Origin of the sequence: Methylosinus sp. KRF6, assembly GCF_018887255.1 — a bacterium.
Classification (GTDB): Bacteria; Pseudomonadota; Alphaproteobacteria; order Rhizobiales; family Beijerinckiaceae; genus Methylosinus; species Methylosinus sporium.
Genome location: NZ_JAHLJF010000001.1, coordinates 3,104,920 through 3,124,942, shown reverse-complemented (window position 1 = coordinate 3,124,942; position 20,023 = coordinate 3,104,920). Strand labels below are relative to the sequence as shown.

General features: G+C 68.0%; 8 protein-coding genes. 5 read left to right on the top strand and 3 right to left on the bottom strand.

Features of this window, described 5'->3' with window-relative positions; translation table 11 throughout:
- Positions 1-109: 109 nt before the first annotated feature.
- The 5 genes from KP010_RS14785 (at position 110) to KP010_RS14765 (ending at position 6,451) form a co-directional block, all read left to right on the top strand.
- Positions 110-1,105 carry a cell envelope integrity protein TolA gene (locus KP010_RS14785; RefSeq protein ID WP_142864499.1) on the top strand — a complete coding sequence of 332 codons (996 nt, stop codon included), beginning with the start codon at positions 110-112 and terminating at the stop codon, positions 1,103-1,105.
- Positions 1,106-1,121: 16 nt separating this feature from the next.
- Entirely contained in the window at positions 1,122-1,814 is a 693-nt protein-coding gene (locus tag KP010_RS14780) for an ABC transporter ATP-binding protein (RefSeq protein ID WP_142864522.1), read from the top strand.
- Positions 1,811-4,291, top strand: a complete 2,481-nt coding sequence (locus KP010_RS14775) for an FtsX-like permease family protein (RefSeq protein ID WP_142864498.1) — start codon at positions 1,811-1,813, stop codon at positions 4,289-4,291. The genes KP010_RS14780 and KP010_RS14775 overlap by 4 nt, the downstream gene beginning before the upstream one ends.
- Positions 4,281-5,339, top strand: coding sequence for a lipocalin-like domain-containing protein (locus KP010_RS14770; protein WP_142864497.1), 1,059 nt, complete (start codon positions 4,281-4,283; stop codon positions 5,337-5,339). The genes KP010_RS14775 and KP010_RS14770 overlap by 11 nt, the downstream gene beginning before the upstream one ends.
- Positions 5,340-5,470: 131 nt before the next feature.
- Positions 5,471-6,451, top strand: coding sequence for a hypothetical protein (locus KP010_RS14765; RefSeq protein ID WP_108916067.1), 981 nt, complete (start codon positions 5,471-5,473; stop codon positions 6,449-6,451).
- A 98-nt stretch (positions 6,452-6,549) separates the two neighbouring features.
- Here KP010_RS14765 and KP010_RS14760 read toward each other — a convergent pair whose 3' ends face one another.
- The 3 genes from KP010_RS14760 to KP010_RS14750 form a co-directional block, all read right to left on the bottom strand.
- The gene (locus tag KP010_RS14760) at positions 6,550-8,640 is read right to left on the bottom strand and encodes a transglycosylase domain-containing protein (protein ID WP_216281013.1); all 2,091 of its coding nucleotides are present in this window, start codon (positions 8,638-8,640) and stop codon (positions 6,550-6,552) included.
- Between the two features lie 257 nt (positions 8,641-8,897).
- Positions 8,898-14,777, bottom strand: a complete 5,880-nt coding sequence (locus KP010_RS14755; protein WP_216281012.1) for an MG2 domain-containing protein — start codon at positions 14,775-14,777, stop codon at positions 8,898-8,900.
- A gap of 47 nt (positions 14,778-14,824) precedes the next feature.
- Positions 14,825-19,933, bottom strand: a complete 5,109-nt coding sequence (locus KP010_RS14750) for a hypothetical protein (protein ID WP_371824240.1) — start codon at positions 19,931-19,933, stop codon at positions 14,825-14,827.
- Positions 19,934-20,023: the final 90 nt, after the last annotated feature.

The window sequence follows — 20,023 nt, the reverse complement described above, 5'->3', positions numbered from 1 at the left end:
GGAACATCTCGCGGAACGGAAGCGGGCGGCGCATCCGTTCGGTCGGGACGAAAAGCGACGCTCGCGCCGTCCTTTTTCCGCAATGCGGCGTTCGAATGTCGCTTCTGACATGAGCTTGAGAGCAGACCCGGCCGAACGTCTGATAACGCAGCCCGAGAGCGAGGGACCTGCGAAGCCTTCGCTCGCGCCCATTATTCTTTCGGCGCTGGTCCATATTTTCGTCCTGGCCGTCTTTCTGCTCGAGCAAATGCTGGTGTCGATCGATATTCCGACGATGGAACAGGAAATTCCGCTCGAAGTGGTCGCCGAGGCGCCGCAGCCGCCACAGGAACAGCCGCAACCAGAGCCGGAGCCCGAGAAAGAGCAGCCCAAGCCCGAGGAGAAGGAGAAGCAGAAGCCTCCGCCGCCGCAAAAGCTCGTCGACGACGAGAAGCCCGCCTTCGACGCGCCGCGCGCGCCGAATCAGGAGAAGCTCGACCGCGAGGCGCCGGATCAGGAGACCAAATCCGCTCGTCGCGAGCCGCCCAATGAGCAGCGCGCCGCCAAGCCTGCGCAGGAAAAATCCGCCGATCCGCAACAGCAGCAGGCGGCCAGAGCCGAGCCCGCGCCGGCGACGCCCAAGGCGGAGGAGGACAAGCCCGACGCCGAGATCGTCGAGCAGGGGCAGCCGCAGCTCGAGGCGCGGCTCGACGACAGGCGGGGCGATGTCGAGATCAAGGCCTCGCCCGAGCCCAAGCCGAAATCCATCGCCGATCAGCTCGCCTCGCTGGAGCCGCTGCCGGATTTCAAGCTTTCCGGCTCCTCCAGGCCGGCGCCGGTCAGCGGCGGCACGGCGAAGACCACTTATCTCTCCGTCCTCTACGGGCTGATAATACCGCATTTGCATGTGCCGCCGCCCTTGCGCAACAAGACGACGCCAAATCATGGCGTCGTCGTGTTCTTCATCGACGAGGGCGGGCATCTCACGCATCAGGCGGTCTATCGCTCGAGCGGCTTTCCGGAGCTCGACAACGCCGCCCTGGCCGCCGTGCGCCGCGCCGCGCCTTTCCCCGCGCCGCCCTATGGCCATCCGCGCGGCATCCAATTCCACTTCGATCCGAAATGAGGGCGTTTTGAGCGTGATGTCGGCGGCGCGTGATGCGGCCGTAAATGGCGCATTATTGCGCGTGACGGGCCTTTCCAAATCCTATCGCGGGCCGCAGGGGCCGCTGCCCGTTCTGCGCGGCGTCGACCTCGCGCTCGCCGCCGGGACGAGCCTCGCGCTGATGGGCGAGTCGGGCAGCGGCAAGAGCACGCTGCTGCATCTCGTCGCCGGGCTCGACCATGCCGATAGCGGCGCCATTCGCATCGACGATGTGGAAGTGACGAAGCTCGACGACGACGGCCGCGCGGCGCTGCGCCGCAAGACGCTCGGCGTCGTGTTCCAACAGTTCAATCTCGTGCCCAGCCTCACCGTCGGCGACAATCTCGCTCTGCAAGCGCGGCTCGCCGGCCATTACGATCGCGATTGGCGCGACGCGCTCGCCGAGCGCCTCGGCCTTTCGGCGCTGCTCGATCGCTATCCCGAACAATTGTCGGGCGGGCAGCAGCAGCGCGTCGCCGTCGGCCGCGCGCTGGCGCCGCGCCCGCGGCTGCTGCTCGCCGACGAGCCGACCGGCAATCTCGATGAAGCGACCGGCGACGCCGTGCTCGATCTTCTGCTCGAGCTCTCCGCCACAGCGGGCGCCGCGGTGCTGATGGTCACGCATAGCGCGCGGCTCGCCGCGAGGCTCGACCGCCGCGTCACGCTCGCCAGCGGAAGGCTCGCTCTATGAGGCAATTTCTCTATGCGCTGGCGACTCTCGCGAGCCATTGGCGGCGGCGGCCCGGCCAATTCGCCGCGCTCTTCGTCGGCCTCGCCATAGCGACTGCGCTGTGGAGCGGCGTCGCGGCGCTCAACGATCAAGCGCGCCGTAGCTATGACCATGCGGCCGGCGCGCTCGGCCTCGGCGCCTCGCCGAGCCTCGTTGCGACGAGCGGCGGATTTTTCGCGCAGGATATTTTCGTCGCTCTGCGGCGCGCCGGCTGGAAGGTCTCGCCGATCCTCGAGGGGACGATCCGCCTCGGCGACAAATCCTATCGTCTCGTCGGCGTCGAGCCGCTGACTCTGCCCAAAATCTCCAGCGCCAAAATGCCGACGGGCGAGGCGCTGAATGATTTCCTCGGCCCGCCCGGCCGTGCGCTGGCCGCGCCGCAAACTCTGCGCGCGCTCGGCCTCGCCATGGGCGCGACGCCGAGGATCGGCGACGCGGATAGGCTGCCGCCGCTCGCCATCGCCGAAGACCTCTCGCCGGGAATGATCGTCGTCGACATCGGCGTCGCGCAACGCCTGCTGCATCGGCCGGCGCGTTTGTCGCGCCTGCTCATCGCCGAGGAGCCCGCGCCGGATGCGCCCGCGCTCGCAGCCGTCATCGGCGAGGCTCTACGCCGCGTCGAGGCGGATGAGGCGCCGGAACTCGCCAAGCTCACCGACAGCTTTCATCTCAACCTCACCGCCTTCGGCCTTCTGGCCTATGTGGTCGGGCTGTTCATCGCTCATGCGTCTTTCGGCCTCGCCTTCGAGCAGCGCCTGCCCCTTATCCGCACGCTGCGCGCGATCGGCGCCTCCTTGCGCGCGCTCGCCTTCGCGCTGATCGCGGAGCTGATGCTGCTCGCGCTTCTCGCCGGCGCGGCGGGAATGGTCGGCGGCTATCTCATCGCCGCCGCTCTGCTGCCCGATATGGCCGCGAGCCTCGAAGGACTCTATGGCGCCGAGCTCGACGGCGCGCTCGGCCTCGCGCCCTCCTGGTGGATATCCGGAATCGGCATGGCGCTGATCGGCGCCGCGATCGCCGCGGCGAGCGGTCTCGTCAAGACTCTGCGCCTGCCCGTGCTCGCCATAGCGCAGCCCTTCGCCTGGCGCGAGGCGCAGCGGCGTTGGCTGCGCCGCCAAGCGGCGCTCGCCGCTCTCGCGCTCATGGGCGCGGCGGCGGCGCTGCTCTTGGGCGAAGGGCTCGAGGCCGGCTTCGTCTCCATGGCGGGATTGCTGCTCGGCGCGGCGCTCGCTCTGCCGCTGCCGCTCGCCGCAATGCTGCGACTCGGCGAGCGACGCGCGCGCGGACCGCTCACAAAGTGGTTCTTCGCCGATGCGCTGCAGCAGCTTCCCGGCCTCTCGCTGGCGCTGATGGCGCTGCTGCTCGCGCTCTCGACCAACATAGGCGTCGGCTCGATGGTGGAGGGCTTCCGTCGCACATTCGCGCAATGGCTCGATCAGCGCCTCGTCGCGGAAATCTATTTCGAAGCCGCGAGCGAGACGGACGCGCATCGGATCGAGACCTGGCTCGCGAGCCGCGAGGACGTCGCCGCCATTCTGCCGCTGTGCAAGGCGAAGACGACTCTGCGCGCCTCGGCTATCGAAACCGCTTGGCCCGTCGAGATCGTCGGCGCGCCGCCGCATGAGACATTCAGCGCGCATTTTCCATTGCTCGAAACGCGCGCCGACGCTTGGGGCTCCGTCGCGCGCGGCGAGGCCGCCCTCGTCAGCGAGCAGCTCGCGCGGCGTCTTCGTCTCGCGCTCGGCTCTCATTTGAACATACCGACGCCGACAGGCGATTGGCGCGTCGAGATCGTCGGACTCTATCCCGATTACGGCGCCGCCAAGGGCCAGCTGCGCGTCGATCGCGATGCGCTCGTATCGCGCTGGCCGGACGCGCGCAAGCTCGACTATATGCTGCGCGCTAATGCCGAATCCGCGCCCGATGTGATGCTCGCGCTGCAATCGGAATTCGGAGCCGGCGTCGCGCGCATCATCGATCAGGCGGCTCTGAAGCAGCGCTCGATGACCATATTCGAGCGCACTTTCGCCGTCACCGCCGCGCTCGACGCGCTGACGCTCGTGGTCTCGGCCATTGCGTTATTCGCCAGCCTCACCACGCTCGCCGCCGCGCGCACGCCGCAGATCGCGCCGCTCTGGGCGGCGGGCGTTTCGCGGCGTAGCCTCTCTCTGTTCGAATTCGCGCGCGTCACGCTGTTCGCGGCGGCGACGGCGCTCGTTTCCGTGCCGCTCGGCCTCGCGCTCGCTTATGATCTCGTCGCCATCGTCAATGTCCGCGCCTTCGGCTGGCGCCTGCCCTTTCATGTGTTTCCATCGCAATGGCTCGAAGTCTTCGCTCTGGCGCTGCTCACCGCCGCGCTCGCCGCATTATTGCCCATTCGCCGTCTCGCGCGCATCGCTCCGGCCTCGCTGCTCGCGGTCTTCGCCAATGAACGCTGACGCAATGCGCGGCCTCTTCCTCTCACTGGCGCTCTGCGCCGCCTCTTTCGCCCGCGCAGAGGGTTTCGCCGGCCTCGGCGATGAGGCTCGAGGCTTCGCCGAGCCGCAGCCCGGCCATAGGCTCGTCTTTCCGCGCGATCATGGCGCGCATCCACAATTTCGCATCGAGTGGTGGTATCTCACAGCCAATCTGAAAGACGAGTCCGGCAAATCCTATGGCGCGCAATGGACCTTGTTCCGTCACGCCCGCGCGCCGCAGGACGGCGAAGGCTGGGACAGTCCGCAAGCCTTTGTCGCGCACGCGGCCGTCACGACGGACACGCTGCATCTCTTCGCCGAGACCCGCGCGCGCGGAGGCGTCGGACAGGCGGGCGTCGAGGCGGCGCCATTCCGCGCCTTTATCGATAATTGGTCCTTTTCCGCGACAGAATCCAATCTCTCCGGCGCGAGCATAGCCGCCGTCGCGCCGCGCTTTCGCTACACGCTCGCGCTCGCCGCCGACGAGCCGCTCGCACTGCATGGCGAAGCCGGCTTCAGCCGCAAATCGGAGAGCGGACAGGCCTCTTATTATTACAGCCAGCCTTTTTTTCGCGTCGAAGGCGCGCTCGCCATAGACGGCGCCGACCGCAAGGTCACGGGCCGCGCCTGGATGGACCATGAGTGGAGCAGCCGCCCGCTCGCCGCGGATCAGAAAGGCTGGGACTGGTTCTCGCTTCATCTCGACGGCGGCGCAGCGCTGATGCTGTTTCGCTTGCGCAGCGACAAGACGCTCCCCTTCGTCTCGGGAAGCTTCATCTCCGCCGATGGCGCGACGCGCGCGCTCGCACGCGACGATATTTTTCTCGAGCCGCTGGAGCAGAGCCTCGTCTCCGGCCGCCTGCTGCCCATACGCTGGCGTGTGCGCGTCGCGAGCCTTCGCCTCGACATAGAGGCGAAGCCGCTCAATTCGCAGAGCTTCATGGGAACCGGCCTCGGCTATTTCGAAGGGCCCATCGCCGTCTTCGGCTCGCATCGCGGCGAGGGCTACCTCGAGATGACGGGATACTGAAGCGCCGGTTTCGATTCTCCGCCGAAGCTTGATCCGAATGTCATCGGCTCTATCCATACTGGGACGCTTTCTTCTGACGCAACGCTCTCGCCGGACGCGTTTCCGCGACGCATCGCCATGGGATTTCTCACATGTATCTGTCGCCGACCTTTTTCCTCGATCTCGGCCTGCGCACATTCACGAACAATCCCTTCTTCAGCCGCGATCGTCCTATTCTCGCCGCGGGCGAGAGCGACTTTCGCCTGCTCGAGGGACAAGAGGGACTCGTCGTCACTCTGGGGCCGAATACGGCGTTTTTCGATCGTCCCAATCGCTCCGTCTGCCGCTGGCCGGGCGTCAAGACGATCCCGCGCCAGAGCCCGCACGCGATTCCGCGGCGCTCCTTCTTCGCCAATGAGAGCAACGCCTTTCTGCAGATATTCTGCGGCGGCGGCGACGTTCGGCTGAACCGCGTCGCCACGCTCGGCGATCAGCGGCAGATTCTCCTCTCCGCCGGCGCCGGCAATGTCGTCGAGAAAATCGATCTCACCGAGCTCGCGCGCGAAGGCGCGCCGGCGCTGAAGTTTCTGCAGCCCGCCTATCTCTGCTCCTCGGCGGAGGTCGCGATACGTTCGACGCCCTGCGACGCCGCCACCATGAGCTGGGCGCGCGCGCCCTATGTCTATCGCGCGGAACAGCAGGAGAGCGCGGGACGCCAGGCGATCCTCTGCCTCTCCGGCCGCACGATGGTCTGGTGCGAACGCCTCGCGCCCGGCGAGAGCCGCGATTTCGCGCTCGGCAATGTCATCGCCGCGACGGAGAATATCGATTCCAAGCTGCGTCCGACGAGCCAATGCCATCCGGAGGACGAAGACGACGCGCCGGCCTCGACGCTGGCGAAGCCCGTGCGGACGCGGCTGCGCGAATTCACCGAAGCGACAGGCATTTTATTCGAATCGATGCGGGCGCGCGAAGGCTTCCTCGTCTGCGAATTGACCAATCGCTCCGAGCGCCCGGCCTATGTCTATGTGCAGCTCAACAAGGACAGCTTCTATGGAGGCTCGGGCTTCGTCGGCGTCATGGTGAAGCTCGTCTCGGCGTTCTTGCGCATGTCGCATCTGCCGCTACGCTGAGTCGCCGCCTGTCATCGCGCGCGACCCGGCTGCTTCAAGGAAAAAGCCGGCCCTGGTAAACATCTGAGGGCGAGACGAAAAAAGCCGCGGCCCGGCTCTCACTCGATCGTCACCTCCACGACGCGCGAGCCGCCCGGCCGCAGCGGCAGACGCGCTTGAAATCGATGCGTTCCGGGCTGCATGGGCCAAAACGCCGGCTTGTCCGCATCGGCGAGCTGAAACGGCCTGCCGTCCACCATCCAGAGAATTTGCTCCACCGAGGCGGGGGCCGAGACGCGCAGGGCGAGGCGATCGAGCGCCGCCGGCTGCTCGGGATTGCGCCAAATATGGGTTCGATTCTCGGGCGTCGCGATCGCGAGCTCGAGATTTTCGTCGAACGGCGCCGGCAGCGACGCGCTGCTCGCGCCGACGGGCAGCGACGGCGCTCTCTCCGGCTTCACCCATTCCACCAGCGTTTCGCCGCAGCTTCCGTCGCTGCGTCCGCCGGCAAGGCACATTTCCATCGGCGCGCGGCCCCGCGGCGGTGGAAAGGTCCCCGCCTCCGTCTCGCCGGGCCTTGCGCCATGAATGAGAGTCAGCGCCGCATGAGCGAGCCGCGCGCTCGAGGAAGCGCCGCTCAACCTGTTCATCGCGCCGGCGTCGCCGCGGCCGACCCATACGCCGACGACGGCCTTGCGCGAGAATGCGATGGTCCAAGCGTCGCGATAGGCTTGTGACGTGCCGGTCTTCACCGCCACGGCGAATGGATATTCGAGCGGCCCATAGCGCGGGAAGCTCGGCAGGCGCGCGAGCGGATCGGCCAGCATGGAGGTGACGAGCCGCGCCGTGTCGCTCGACATAACGCGAATGGAGCGGCGGCGCGTTTGCTCCTTCGCGAAGACGAGATCTGACAACAGGCCGTCCTCGGCGAGCGCGCCATAAGCGCGCATCAAATGCTCGAGCCGCGTCGGCAGCGCGCCGATCGCCATGGAGAGGCCGAAGGATTCCGCCGGGGCCTCGAGATCATGCAGGCCGAGATCGTGCAGAAATTGGAAATTGGCCTCGAGCCCGACCCGGCGCATGAGATTGGTCGCGGGCACATTGCGCGAATTGGCGAGCGCCTGGCGCGGCAGCATCGGCCCGAGAAATGCGCCATCGGCATTGTTGACGCCGGCTGCGCCCTCTGGAACGTCGGCGAGGAGATCGGTGGGCTCGAGCGCGCCGCGCTCGAATGCGAGCGCATAGACGAAAGGCTTCAACGTCGAGCCGGGCGAACGCAGAGCGCGGGTGAAATCGATGGCGCCGTCGCGCCAGTCGCGATAATCGGAGGAGCCGATATCGGCGAGCACCGCGCCCGTGCCGCGCTCCACGACCATGAGCGCAACCTGCTGCGCGCCCGCCGAGCGCCACAGCGAGAGATAGCGCCGCGAAAGATGCGCAAGCTTCTCTTGCAATGAGAGATCGATCGTCGCGCCGATGCGCGGATCATGAGCCGAGGCCGGCGCTATGAGGCCCTCGCGCACGAGCCTCTCATAGCGCAATGCGAGATGCAGCGCCTCCGGCCGCCGCGCGGCGCCGATCGGGCGCAGAGTCGCGAGCTGCCGCTCCGCGAGCGCGATTTGCGCCGGCTCGACGCGATTTTCGCGCGCGAGATAAGTCAAAGCGCGCGCCGCCCGCGCGCGCGCGAGGGCGAGCCCGCTCTCGCGAAAGAGATTCATGCGCCCCGGCGATTGCGGAACGGCGGCGAGCAGCGCGATCTCGGCGAGCGAGAGATCCGCGACCGGCTTGTCGAAATAAAAGCGCGCGGCATGGGCTATTCCATGGCTGCCATTGCCATAGGGCGCGAGACGCAGATAATGCGCGAGCACGGCGTCATGACCCTTGCGCGCGACGAGCGCGAGCGCCGTCGCCGCTTCCACGATCTTGGCGGAGACGCGGCGCGGCGCGGGATTTTGCATCCGCGCGACCTGCATGGCGATGGTGGAGGCGCCCTCGCGGCGCTTTCCCCCTACGAGATTGCGCCATGCCGCGCGCAATAATGCGCGCGCATCGACGCCCCCATGCGAGGCGAAGCGGCGATCCTCGAGCGCGAGCGTTGCGAGCGCGACCCGCTGTGAAATGTCACGCAATGGCCAATAGCCATAGTCGATCCGCGCCGCGTCACGCGCGCCGATCTGCGTGAGAAAAGCGCCGTTGCGGTCATAGACCATCGGCGTCGGCCGCGGCGCGACGAGCTGCGCGCGCTCGAGGGCCGTATGAACGACGAAAGCGGAAGGAACGAGTAGCGCAACAATGAAGACGAAAAATAAGAAAAGAGCGGGCCGCCTCCTTCTCCCACTCGTGGGAGAAGGCGTCGCGCGAATGCGCGACGGATGAGAGTCCGCGAAATCGCCATCACCATCATCCGACCCCGCTTCGCGGGGCCGCCTTCTCCCGCAAAGCGGGAGAAGGAAACCGCGAAGCGACTTCATTTCGTGATTTCCACGCGCTTGCCGGCGCTCTGCGCTTGCAGCCCCTTCTTATACATCGTCTCGACGACGCCCGGCGGCTCGGTGAAGGCGCCCGCCGTCTGCGCCTTGGCGCGGAAGGCGAAGCGATATGTTCCCTTCGGCAATTGGTCGTAAGCGTAGAATACGCGATCATCGCCGAAGGAGACGCTGGTCGGCGCCAGCGTCGGCGCGCTCGACGGCTGCGCCTCGGCGGGCGCCGTCGCGAGATTGGGGTTCAGTGGCTCGAAGCCGGCCGGCAGCGGCAGCGAGATCGCCACATGGGTGTGATCCTGCGGATTGACGAGCTCCGCTGTTTCCTCGATCACATCGCCGATGGCTAGCTTCACGACGCCATTCTCCGCCGCGATTTTTCCCAATGGCGCATCCGCTTTGCCGACGCGCAGAATATCGCGCGTCAGCGCGAAGCCTTCGCTCACCGGCAAAGCCTTCGCGCCGCTCTCTTGCGGCTCGTATCGCGTCTCGACCAACGCCACGATCGGCGCCGTTCCACGATTGACGACCGTCAGCGCCGAAGGAGCCGTGCTCGTCTCGTGCAGGACAGGATTATTGGCGTCCAGCGTCAGCGTCCGCGGCGGCGCGTCGTCCTGCGAGAGCGCGATCTGCAGCGGCGTTTGCGGACGACGCCAAATCTCGGCGAGCGCATCGATCGCGGCGGCGGTGGCGTTGGTCGAGCCCCAGCCGTCGCCCTCGCCCAATCGCAGCAGCGCGTCGCGCAAGAGCCCCGCGCGCGGATCGGACGGCGAGGCGATAGTAACGGCGCGCAGCATCTCCGCGAGCGAGCGCGTCTCGGAGGGGAGGATGATCGGATTGCCGCTGTCCGCCGCCTGACCCGCATAATATTGCGCGCCATTGCGAGAGAGAATCTTCACGCGGCTCCACAGCGAATCGAGCAAGGAATCGACGATGCGCCGATCGCCCGATTGCGCGCGCGCGGCGGCGCGCGTCAGCTCCGCAACGCTGGCGCCCGCCATGAAATCGGCGTGGCGCGACAGCTCGGCGACATAGGATTCGTCGAGCTTGCCGCCGTCGGCGAGCGCGATCAGCGCCTCGATGCGCTCGCGCAATTCCTCGCCGGAGAGCAGACGCGGATAATCCGAACGCAGCGACAGCTTCAACACATTGGCGAGACGATCGGCGAGCGGCTTGTCGATCGGCTCGCCCGCGCGCTCTGCGCTGACGAGGAAGGAATAGGCCCAGGCGGTGAGCGACACATTTCCGCGCGCGCGCGGCCAGAAGGCGACGAGCCCATCGGCGTCGACCGCTTGATCGATCGCGCGGATCGTGTTGCGCACATCGCCAGAAAGACGCGTCTCGAGTCCGGCGGCGGAGAGAATCGGCGTGAAATTCTTCAGCGCAAGCGCCGAGCGCGCGAGCGAGAGGCGTTGCTCCGTGCAGCCGTAAGGATATTCGACGAGCGCGTTCAATCCCGCGACGAGCTTGACGAGCGTCGGATCGCCGGCGAGCGTGACATCACGGCGGAAGGAGCCGGGTCGCGCCGCGTCGGTCGCGGTCGCGAGGGCCTTGCTCTCGCCCGGCGCGATCTCGACGATCTCATAGCGCCGCGCCGGCAGTCGATCCGGCCTGATCGGCAAGTCGATCTCCACCGCATCGCGCGCATGGTCGGCGTCCCGCTCCACACGAAAATTCAGCTTCACGCTCTCCTTTCCGGGCGCAGGCTCCGGCACGCTCGCGCGAACGTCTATGCGCGCAGGCTTGTTCGCGATCCAGCTGAAAGCCTGCGACGCATCGCTCGCCAGCGTCAGCCCCTCCGCGACGACGGAGGCTCTGCCGCCGCCGCCAGGCCCCTCGACGATGCGCGCGAGGACGGACACATCGAGCGTATCGCCCGGCCGCAAGAAGCGCGGCAGCACGGGCTGCGCGACGAGCTCCTGACGAATGAGCATCTCGCCCGTCGCAAAGCCGAAGCGATCGGCGCCGCTCACCGCCTTGGCGCGCAGCTTGAACATTGTGAGCGAGTCGGGCAGCTTCACCTTGATCTTGGCGACGCCGTCGGCGCCGACTTTCACGCTCGGCAGATAGATCGGCACGGGCGTGAAATTCTTGCGCACGCTGACATTGGTTTCCGCGCCCCATTCGTCGAGGCCGGCGTCACCACCGGGGATCTCCTCCAGCGGAATCTTGCCGAAAGCGAGATTGCGCGTGTCGCGCGCGGCGAGCCTCGTCTCGCGCTCGACGATGAAATCCGGCAGCGGATCGAGCGACCGCTCCTTGGCGAGCGACAGCACCGCCTGATCGACGATCCAGAATGTCGCTTCTCCGGCGAGAGGCTTGCCGAGATCATCGGAAAGACGCAAGCTCACCTCCACCTCCTGCCCCGGCCGCGCCTTCGTCGGATAATCGAGCTTTGCGGTCACGATATTCTTGACCGGCGTCACCTCGATCCATTTGGTGGCGGCGACCGTCACCGGCTTGCCCTGGTCGATATTGGAGGCCGCCGCCGGTGCGCTGTCCTTCAAGCGTCCACGCATAACGAGGAAATGCACGGCGAGCTTCGGCGTCTGCTCCTTGCGCAGCGTGAGCGTGTAGCGCCCGAAGCCATTGGCGATGTCGATGAGCTGATAATCGAACACGCCATTGGGCTGCTCGACGATGGCGAGCGCCTTGGCGCTTTGGAACGGCGATTGGATGATGAGCGTCGCCGTCTCGCCCGGCGCATAGGATTGCTTGTCGGTCGTGATCGTCGCGGTGGAAGCCGGCGGATGCTGGAAGGTCACAGGCGTATTGCCGCCGACGAAGAAATCGACGCTCACCTGCTGACGTCGGCCGATACGATCATAGGCCTCCAATTGCACGACATAGACGCCGGCGTCGCGCGCCTCCAGCTCGATTTTCTGCGCCTCTTTCGCGCTCGTCAGTCTGCGCTCGAGGAGCGTCTCCTCCATCACCTGCGTCACATATTTCGCCGCGCCCTGCGCGAAATCGGAAGCCTGCAGCGTCGACACCCAATTGCGCTTGATGAAGCGCATGGTGACGGGAAGCCCTTCCACCGCCTCGCCCTTGCCGTCGAGCGCGAGAAACTCCGGCGTCACCGCGCCGGGCCGCTCGACATAGCGCGGCAGCTTCACGCCGAGCGCGAAAGGCGGAACGGCGATGACATTCTGCACATTGCGCACCTCTATTCCGTCGTCGCCGGTGACGGTCGCCTCTATCGAATAGCGCCGCGGCTGCGCGGTCGGCTCTATCGTGGTGTCGAAGGTCATGCGCGAGGCGCCGCCGGCGTCGGTGCGCGCATCGCGCTCCAGCACTGGCGAGGATTTGAACTTGCCCTCGCCGGAGAAGCGCGCGTCGCTCGAGAACAAAAAGCCCTCGCGTCCCGGCGGCTGAAACACATGTGGAAATTGCACGGCACGCCATTTCACCGGTCGTTCCGCGACGAGGCCGCCGGCGAAATAACGTGCGATGAGATCGACATTGAATTCGCCGTCGAGCGGAACGATCTGCGGCGCATTCAGCACCACCTCGAATGTCGGCAGCCGATAGGCCTCTTTCTTGAACGAAAACTGTCCGCAAGAGGCGGTCTGCGGCGCGTCGCCCTCGGCCTCTGCGTTTTCGTTCGGCTCGGCCTCATCGCTTTTCGTGTCGCTCTTCTTCGGCTTCACGCCATCGGGCTCGAAGCGCAGCGAATAATCGCCGGTCGCCGGCGTCTGCGCGTCGAATTTGTGATAGAAGCTCCCGGCTGCATCCAGCTTCACCGGAATGCGCCATTCCTGATTGCCAGGACCGGAGACGACCAGCGTTCCGCCAGCTTTCGCAATGGCCAGTGCGCCATCGCGATAGGCGCGCACGAAGCCCTTTATATGCGCCGGCTCCTCGGGCCGATAGATCGGCCGCTCGGCGAAGACATGGCAGAGCGTGCGCGGCTCTTCCTTGCGCGGCTCCTGCGGATTCGCGGTCCAGGCGAGCCAGGCGCCATCCGGCTTCGTCCAATTCTCGCGCGCATATTCGGAGGGGCCGTCATTGGCGTCCAATACGAGCGTGTCGAGGCCTTTGGTCACGACGATGCGGCGCACGTCGGCTTCCGCGCGCTTGCCGGGATCGAAAGCGAAGAAGCCGGAGTTATCGGTGGTCCCGCGCGCGAGCGTGACGAATTTCTCGCCCTTCACGCCTTCGAGCCGCACTTCCGCGCCGGAGATGGGCTGCGCGGTGGCGAGCGAGGTGACGACGAAGCGCACGCGCGCGCGCTCCTCTATCGCGCTCAGCGACAGATCGGTCACTTGCGCGCGCAGCCAATGGCGCTTCTTCTCATCCACGGCACGCAGGCCGATGAGATAGGTTCCCGGCTGTCCGGCGCCGGCGATCTTGGCGAATTCGCTCGAGAGATCGAGGCCGAATTTGGCGTCGGCGCCATTGCGACGGATCGGCAGATCGAGCAGCGCCGAAATGGCGGGCGAGCCCAGCGCCTTTATGCGCGCGGCGATCGCATCGGCCTCCGGCGCATCGGTCTCGCCCCAATGCGCGGGCTCATTGCCGGGCAGCGGCGGCGCGGCGCTGTCCTCCGTCTCGACGCCGCTCTTGGGGAAAGGCCAGAAGTCGCGCGCGAGCGGATCGATCGCATGAATGCGAATATCGGCGCGATCATAGCCGCGCCCGCGCAGCGGCAGCAATTGCGGGCCGAAACGTTCGACGAGCCCTTGCGCGGCGTCCCATGCGAGCGCCGGCCGGTCGCGATCGAAAGCGAAGCGCAGCGCGAAGCGCGAGGCGAGCGCGCGCTTTCTGACGTCGCGTAGAGCGCCCGGCGCGAGCGTCAGCTCATAGACGCGATCGGAGAGAAACTTGCCATAGACGTTGAGGCGCTTGCGATCGATCTCGACGGAGAGATCATCGACCGGCGGCGAGATGCGCAGCGCCTCGCGCGCGCGCAAAATGTCGATCTCGCCCGGCTGCTCGGTGAAGCTCAGCGTCAGCCGGCGCCGATTGGCGGGCTGATAATTGGAAACGGGCGCGGAGTCTTCCTCGCCCTCCGACGAAGCCGACGCCGGCGCGACAGCGTAGCCGAAGGCGCAGCGCAGCACGCCGTCCTGCTTATCGTCGTTCCAGCCGCGGCCGCAGCTGGCCTCTGTGACGGCGAAAGGCGCGGCGGAGCGCGCGCGCAATTCGAAAATCTCATCGTCGAGGCCCGGCTCGTCGGCGAGCTTCAAGCGCAGGATCGCGACGCGTCCGTCGTGAATCGACTCGCGCAAGCGAATGGCGACGCTCTGCGCGGCGTTGCGATCGGCGCGCTCCAGCGAACGAATGTCATAGTCCTTCGGCGTCAGCAATTGTCCGCCGAGCGGAGAAATTCCCGGCGCAGGACGCAATTCGATCGTCAGCAGCCGCGCCAGCGCGGCGATGTCCACGGGCTCTGGAAAAGTGAGCGTGATCTGCTCGAGATCGGCGATCGGATCGGCGCTCTCGGTCGGATTGGTGGAAGAAGGCGTCGGCAGCAGCGCGACGAGCCGCGTCGCGGCGGCGCCCGCCTCTATATCCACACGCTGCAGCGGCTTCCACGGCTCGGCGGGACGAAATTGCAGCGCGCGCGCGCCGATCCAGCGCCATTCGCCGGCGGGCTCGCCGGAGAGCTTGGCGAATTTCTCATGCGCGTCTTCCGGTCCGCCGGCCTTGGGGCCGATGTCGCGATCGAAGAAGATGGTGATGGGATCATAGCTGCGCAGAAATTTGTCCGGCACGATGCGCGCGCCATCGGCGCGGCGCAATTGATCGAAGGACGCCGGCTCGGCCCGCAGCGGCGCGGAGACGCAGAGACAAGCGAGAATGAGGAGCGCCATCGACGCGGCGACGATGGAGAAATGGATCGAGAAGCAAGCTATGCGTTTCATCGCCGAGCCTCGAATGGGACTGAGGGCGTTTGTCGAATGAGGAAAGCTCATCTGCCGGTCTTCCTTCCGGCCTTTTCCAAAAACTCCGCCGCCACTTCCTGCGGCGGGCCGGAGGGCGGCGGCGCGAGGCCGCGCAGAGCGAGGCGCAATGTCGTCGCGGGCGCGTCAGCGGGCGCGCGCGCCTCCACGAAATAGCGGCCGGGCTCGAGGCGCAGAATCTGCGCGGCGCCCTCTCGAAGAGTCTTGCCGGCGACATCGAGAAGACGCAGCGTGGCGCGATCCGGCTCGGCGCGCAGGCCGAGGCCGATCTCGCCGACCTTCGCCACCTCGAAGGTGAAGAGCGCCGTGCCGGCGGGGCCGAGAGCGATCGGATCAATGACGCCATCCGTCACCGGAACGACCGGCGTCGTCGCAATGCTCAGCGCGCCGGAGAGCGCGCCGTCATGCGGCGAAAAAATCTCGATGAGCGCGCGGCCGGGCGCAGCGTAGCGATGCAGCTCCACGCCGGCGGGAAATGTCTCCACCTCGCGCGCGCCATTCTGCGTGAAGGCGACAATGGCCGGCGCGCTCGTGCGAACATCGACGACGACGGGCGCGCGCAGATCGAGCGCGAAAGCCTGCGCCTCGCCATTCAGCGTCGCGGCGAAAGGCGCCGTCACATCGCGCGGCGCGGCTGCGGGCCAGGGCGATTTGCCGGCGCGCTCGATCCATGCGGCGACGAGGCCCGGCGCATGGGCGATCGTCACTTCGCCCAGCCCGGCGAGCGTGAGCGAGCGGCCGCGCTGCACGCGCCCGTCGGCGCCGACGAACACCGCTTCGCCGCCGGTCACGACGAGCCGGTCGCCCGGCTGCGCCTCGACGAGATGCGCGGTCTCGCCGGCGGCGCCGTAGAAGCGCTTGATCGCTCCGCCCGCCGTGAGCGGCTCATAGCGCTCGGCGGACGAAGCTACGCGCGCCGGCGCCGGGCGATCGGTGAGATTGACGAGCCAGAGCGCTCTCGCGCCCTCGAAACGGCGCGAGAGCGGCGCGCCATCGGCGAAAGCCGCGAAGCGGCGCGCCTCCTCCGGCGCGGAGAAAGCGGCGAGGCCGCTCGCGAGGTCGAGCGCCAGAGCGCCGGCGCCGTCGAAGACGACAGGCTGCGCCGTGAAGGGCGGGACGACGCCGGAAAACAATGCGCCGACCTGCAATGGCGCCGCGAGGGCGACGTCGATCGCCTGCGCAGCAAGGCGCAAAGGCTCGGCGCCGGCGGCGTTCCACAGGCGCGGCGGCTCCTTGCCGGCGAGCGCGAGCGCCGCGCCCGGCGCGACGGCGAATCCGCCTCCCGCCGAGACGCTCGGCTGGCCGAAGGCCGAGCGCGCCAGCCACAGCCGCGCCTTGCCGGACGGCGGCGCGGCGGCGGGCAGAATTGCGCGCTCGCTCTCGCCGAGCGTGAGCGGAATTTCGGCGCCGCTCGGCGTGAAGGCGGAGACGCGCGCCTTGGCGGCGCAATCCTCGCGCGAGAGCAGCCACAGGCTCTCCGCTTGCGGAGCCAGCGCTCCCGCCGAGGTCGGCGCGAGCAGACGTCCGCGGGCCGAGCCGGCGGCCAGCGACGACGGCGCCGCGCCTATGGCGACGAGGGCGGAGGCGGGCGCGGCGACGCGGCCGACGCAGATATTGCTGGCGAGCCCTTCGATCGGCGCCGGCTCCAGCGCAATGTCGCCGAAGCCGGCCGGCCGGCGCGTGAGGCTGCGCGCGGCGAGGGTGACGGGCGCATCGGCGCCGCCGATGGTCCAGACGCTCACGCGCCACTCGCCGCCCTCCGCCGGCCAGGCGGCGACCGGCGCAAGGCCGCGCTCGCGCCCGATGACGCGCCAGCGTCCGTCGGCCTCGCGCTTCTCGATCGACAGCGCCGTCTCGCGCGTCGATTGCGCGGCGACGAGCATCAGCGCTCCCTCCGGCGCCGCCGGCAGGGCCAGCTCATGCGCGCCGGCGCCGAAGATCGTCTTCACGCCGGAGAAGGCCAGCGGCTCCGCCGGCGCCGAAGCCGGCAGGGCGAGGCGAATCTCGACGCCTTTCGGCTCCTCGGCTTCCTGCCCGGCGGCGCTTTCGCCCTCGCCTTCGGGGCTCTGCTCCTCCGCCTCACGCGCGGGCTGCGGCGCGCCTTGCAGCGCATCGAGCCGCAGACGATAGGCGCCCGCGGGCAGACGGCGCGAGAGAGAGATATTCCAATCCTCCGCGCGCCCCTCGAGCCGCTCGACCACGGCGCCATTCTCGTCCTCGAGCGCGCCGATCAGTTCCTTGTCGCCGAAGCTCGCAATATCGACCACGCCATCGCGCGCGATGGAGAAGGGCAGAGTCGCGGGAAGCGCGACGAAGCGCGGCGCGCCCGGCTGCAATTGCGTAGAGGCGAGCGCGATTCGGTAATCCAGCCGATCGTCATGAGCGAGGCTGCGCGCCTCGATGCGATAGGCGCCGGCGGCGAGCCGGCCCGAAAATTTGCGGCCTGCGGAGAATTTGCCGACGCTCTCGCGCGCCTCGTCGAAAATCTCCGCCACCATGCCGTCGCCTATGTCGAGCGCGACATCGGAGGGGCCGGCGAGCGCGAAGCTCCACACATCGGGATCGCGCGGCGCGCCTTTGGCGAGCGGCTCGCGCCATTGCAGCTTCTGCGGCGCGTCGAAGGGCAGCGCATGAGGACCATGGCCCTCGAGCGGCGCGGGCGTCACGATTTTGCGCAGACGCGCGACGAAACGGCCCTCGACATCCTCCGGCAGAACGACGAGGCGATAGCTTCCCTTTTCGAACCGCCGCGTGAGCTGGGCGAGCGGGCCCGGCGCGGCGAGCGGCCAGCCGTCCGCCTCCTCGAGCCGGGCGCGCCATTGCTTGCCGAGCCCCTGGAGCTCGAGCCGATAGAGTCCGTCCTCGGCGATCTCGATCGGCGCGACGGCGCCGCGGCCCCCGTCGAGCGCAGCGCGCGCCGCGCCTTCGCCGATGATGGGCGCAGTCGTCGTCATCGCCACGCTCTTCACCGAAAGGCCGAGATGGCCCGCCGATTCTCGCGCGGCGACGGCGGCGCGATAGGCGCCGGCGCGCAAATAGCTCGTCACCAGCCCATTATGGCCGGGACCATTGTTCTCGCCTTCGCCGAGATGCGGAGCGAGAGCCGCGCCGAGCGAAAGGCGCGTCCGCAACCGCCCCAAAGTCTCGACGCGATAGAGCCCGCCCTCTGGAATATCGAAGCGAAACTCCCGCGTCTCGTCGCGGGCGAGATCGAACCAGACGGGCTTGGCGGAAGAAATCGCCGCCGCGGGACGCTCCTTCGCGGCCTCCGACGCCGCCGGCTCGACAGCGCGCGCATAAACGAGCGCGAGCGCTTCCGCCTCGGCGCGCGCCGGCAGACGGATGGTCGCGAAGCGATTGTCGTTTTCAATTTTCTCTTCGACGATCTCGGCCGGCGCGCGCGCCCCTCTGTCGTCGACGACGAGAATCCGGCCGCCGCGCGGGGTGCGGACGGGCAGAAGATATTCCGTCGCAGCCGGCAGCCACAAAGGCGCGGCGCCTTTTTCGAGATCGGCCGGCAACGCGATGACGCGCGGGCCTGTCAGCAGGCCCGGCGCAGAATTGGCGAGGATGAAATGCGATGCGTTCCGGTCGAGCTTCTGCTCGCCGAAGGAAACGATCGCGCGAGCCGGCGGTCGCGGGGGAAGCTCCGGCGCGACGCCGGGAGCGCCGAGCGTCAGATCGACACTGCCGACCGCCCCCTCGAGCGGCGTGAGCGAGAGGACGTAAAAGCCCGCCTGAAGATCATAGCGGCTCGGCAGGCGCCCATCGGCGCGGGGAGCGGCGGCGCCGAAGGCGGGCTCGATGAGCGCGCGCAGCCGCGGCCCTTCGACATTGATCGCCACCGGGCCGCTGTCGGTCGCCTCGAACAGCAATGTGGTCGGCCCGCGCAGATTGAACCTGCCCCGATAGGCGCGCCCGCCCCCGATTCTCGGAAGATCGGCGGCGAGAGCGCGCGTCTTGCCGTTTTCCGTGCGCGCCAGCAGGGCGGTGGCGGGAACTTCGTCGGCGCCCTCGCCGGTCACGTCCAAGGCGACGAGATTGGGCCCGGCCGTCTCGATCGGCGCGCGGCTCGCCCGGCGCAGCGCCCGCAAGGAGAACGCCTGTCCCTCGAGGCCGAAGATTTCGACGACGCCCGGCGTCTTGCCATCGCCGCCGAGCGAGACGACGGCGACCGGCTCCCAATTGCTCTTGTCCAGCACGGCGGAAGCGGACGCGCCCTCGCCACGGCGCGCCTCTATGCGCGCGGCGACGGGCTCGGGCAGCTCCAGGCGGAACGCGTCATAGCTCGCCGGCGCCTCGAAACGCGCCGAGCCGAATGGGCCGATAACGCCATTGGCGACGCCAGCGGCCAGCGAAGCCGGCTCGAGCCGGCGCAAGAGAAAGGGCTGCGCCGCGCCGCCCTCCGGCCAGACGATCGTCTCCCCGCCATAGGCGGTCGCGACATAGCGGCCGGGCTCGACCGCGCCTTCCAGCCGCAGCCGCGTCATCGGGCGGCTGGGCTTCGTTTCGATCGTCGCGCGCGTCGGCGACAGATCGACGAGTTCGCCGCTCGCCTTCCACAATCGCAGATCGCGCAAGCCGCGGCCGAGCGCCTCCACGGCGACGCGGCCCAAAGAGCCGACCTCGAGCGAATAGCTCCTCTGCGCGAGATCGCCGAGTTCGGCGGACATTGTCGCGCCCGGCGCCAGCGCCTCGCGCGCGCCCTGCTCCTGAAACGCCTCCGCAGCGAGCCGCGCCTTGCCGACTGCGCCCTTCGCGCCGAAGACGCGCAATTTGTAGACGCCTGCGTCGAGCAGGAGATCGAGACGCCCATCGCGCCGGCCGGCGACGCCGGACGTCTCGCCGGGACCCGAAATCATATCGACGAGCGCAATGGCCACGCCCGAGGCGCTATGCGCGGAAATGGCGTAGCGGCCGGGCGCCGGAATGGTCAACAGTGTGAAGCCGTCGCGATCGGCTGGCGGCTCGCTCACCGAAAATCGGCCGGGAGCCGCGCGCGGCTCGCTGCGCGCTTTGGCTGAGGGCTCGGAAGCCGCAGAGGAAACGAAAGCGCCCAGCGCCAGGCAGGAAATGGCGAAAGCCGTCGACACTTTCACGAGCAAGGCCCCGATCATGCGCAAGATGACACCCTCCGCCGCCGCGCGCGAAAGCGTCGCGCTCGAGCTTACGCCGCCGCATCTCTTCGAGTCGAGCCGGACTCTTTT

Excerpts from the sequence above, each read along its gene's own strand:
- KP010_RS14750 (WP_371824240.1), bottom strand. The coding sequence starts at position 19,933 with ATGATCGGGGCCTTGCTCGTGAAAGTGTCGACGGCTTTCGCCATTTCC.
- KP010_RS14775 (WP_142864498.1), top strand. The coding sequence starts at position 1,811 with ATGAGGCAATTTCTCTATGCGCTGGCGACTCTCGCGAGCCATTGGCGG.
- KP010_RS14760 (WP_216281013.1), bottom strand. The coding sequence starts at position 8,640 with ATGGTCTATGACCGCAACGGCGCTTTTCTCACGCAGATCGGCGCGCGT.
- KP010_RS14770 (WP_142864497.1), top strand. The coding sequence starts at position 4,281 with ATGAACGCTGACGCAATGCGCGGCCTCTTCCTCTCACTGGCGCTCTGC.
- KP010_RS14765 (WP_108916067.1), top strand. The coding sequence starts at position 5,471 with ATGTATCTGTCGCCGACCTTTTTCCTCGATCTCGGCCTGCGCACATTC.
- KP010_RS14755 (WP_216281012.1), bottom strand. The coding sequence starts at position 14,777 with ATGAAACGCATAGCTTGCTTCTCGATCCATTTCTCCATCGTCGCCGCG.
- KP010_RS14785 (WP_142864499.1), top strand. The coding sequence starts at position 110 with ATGAGCTTGAGAGCAGACCCGGCCGAACGTCTGATAACGCAGCCCGAG.
- KP010_RS14780 (WP_142864522.1), top strand. The coding sequence starts at position 1,122 with ATGTCGGCGGCGCGTGATGCGGCCGTAAATGGCGCATTATTGCGCGTG.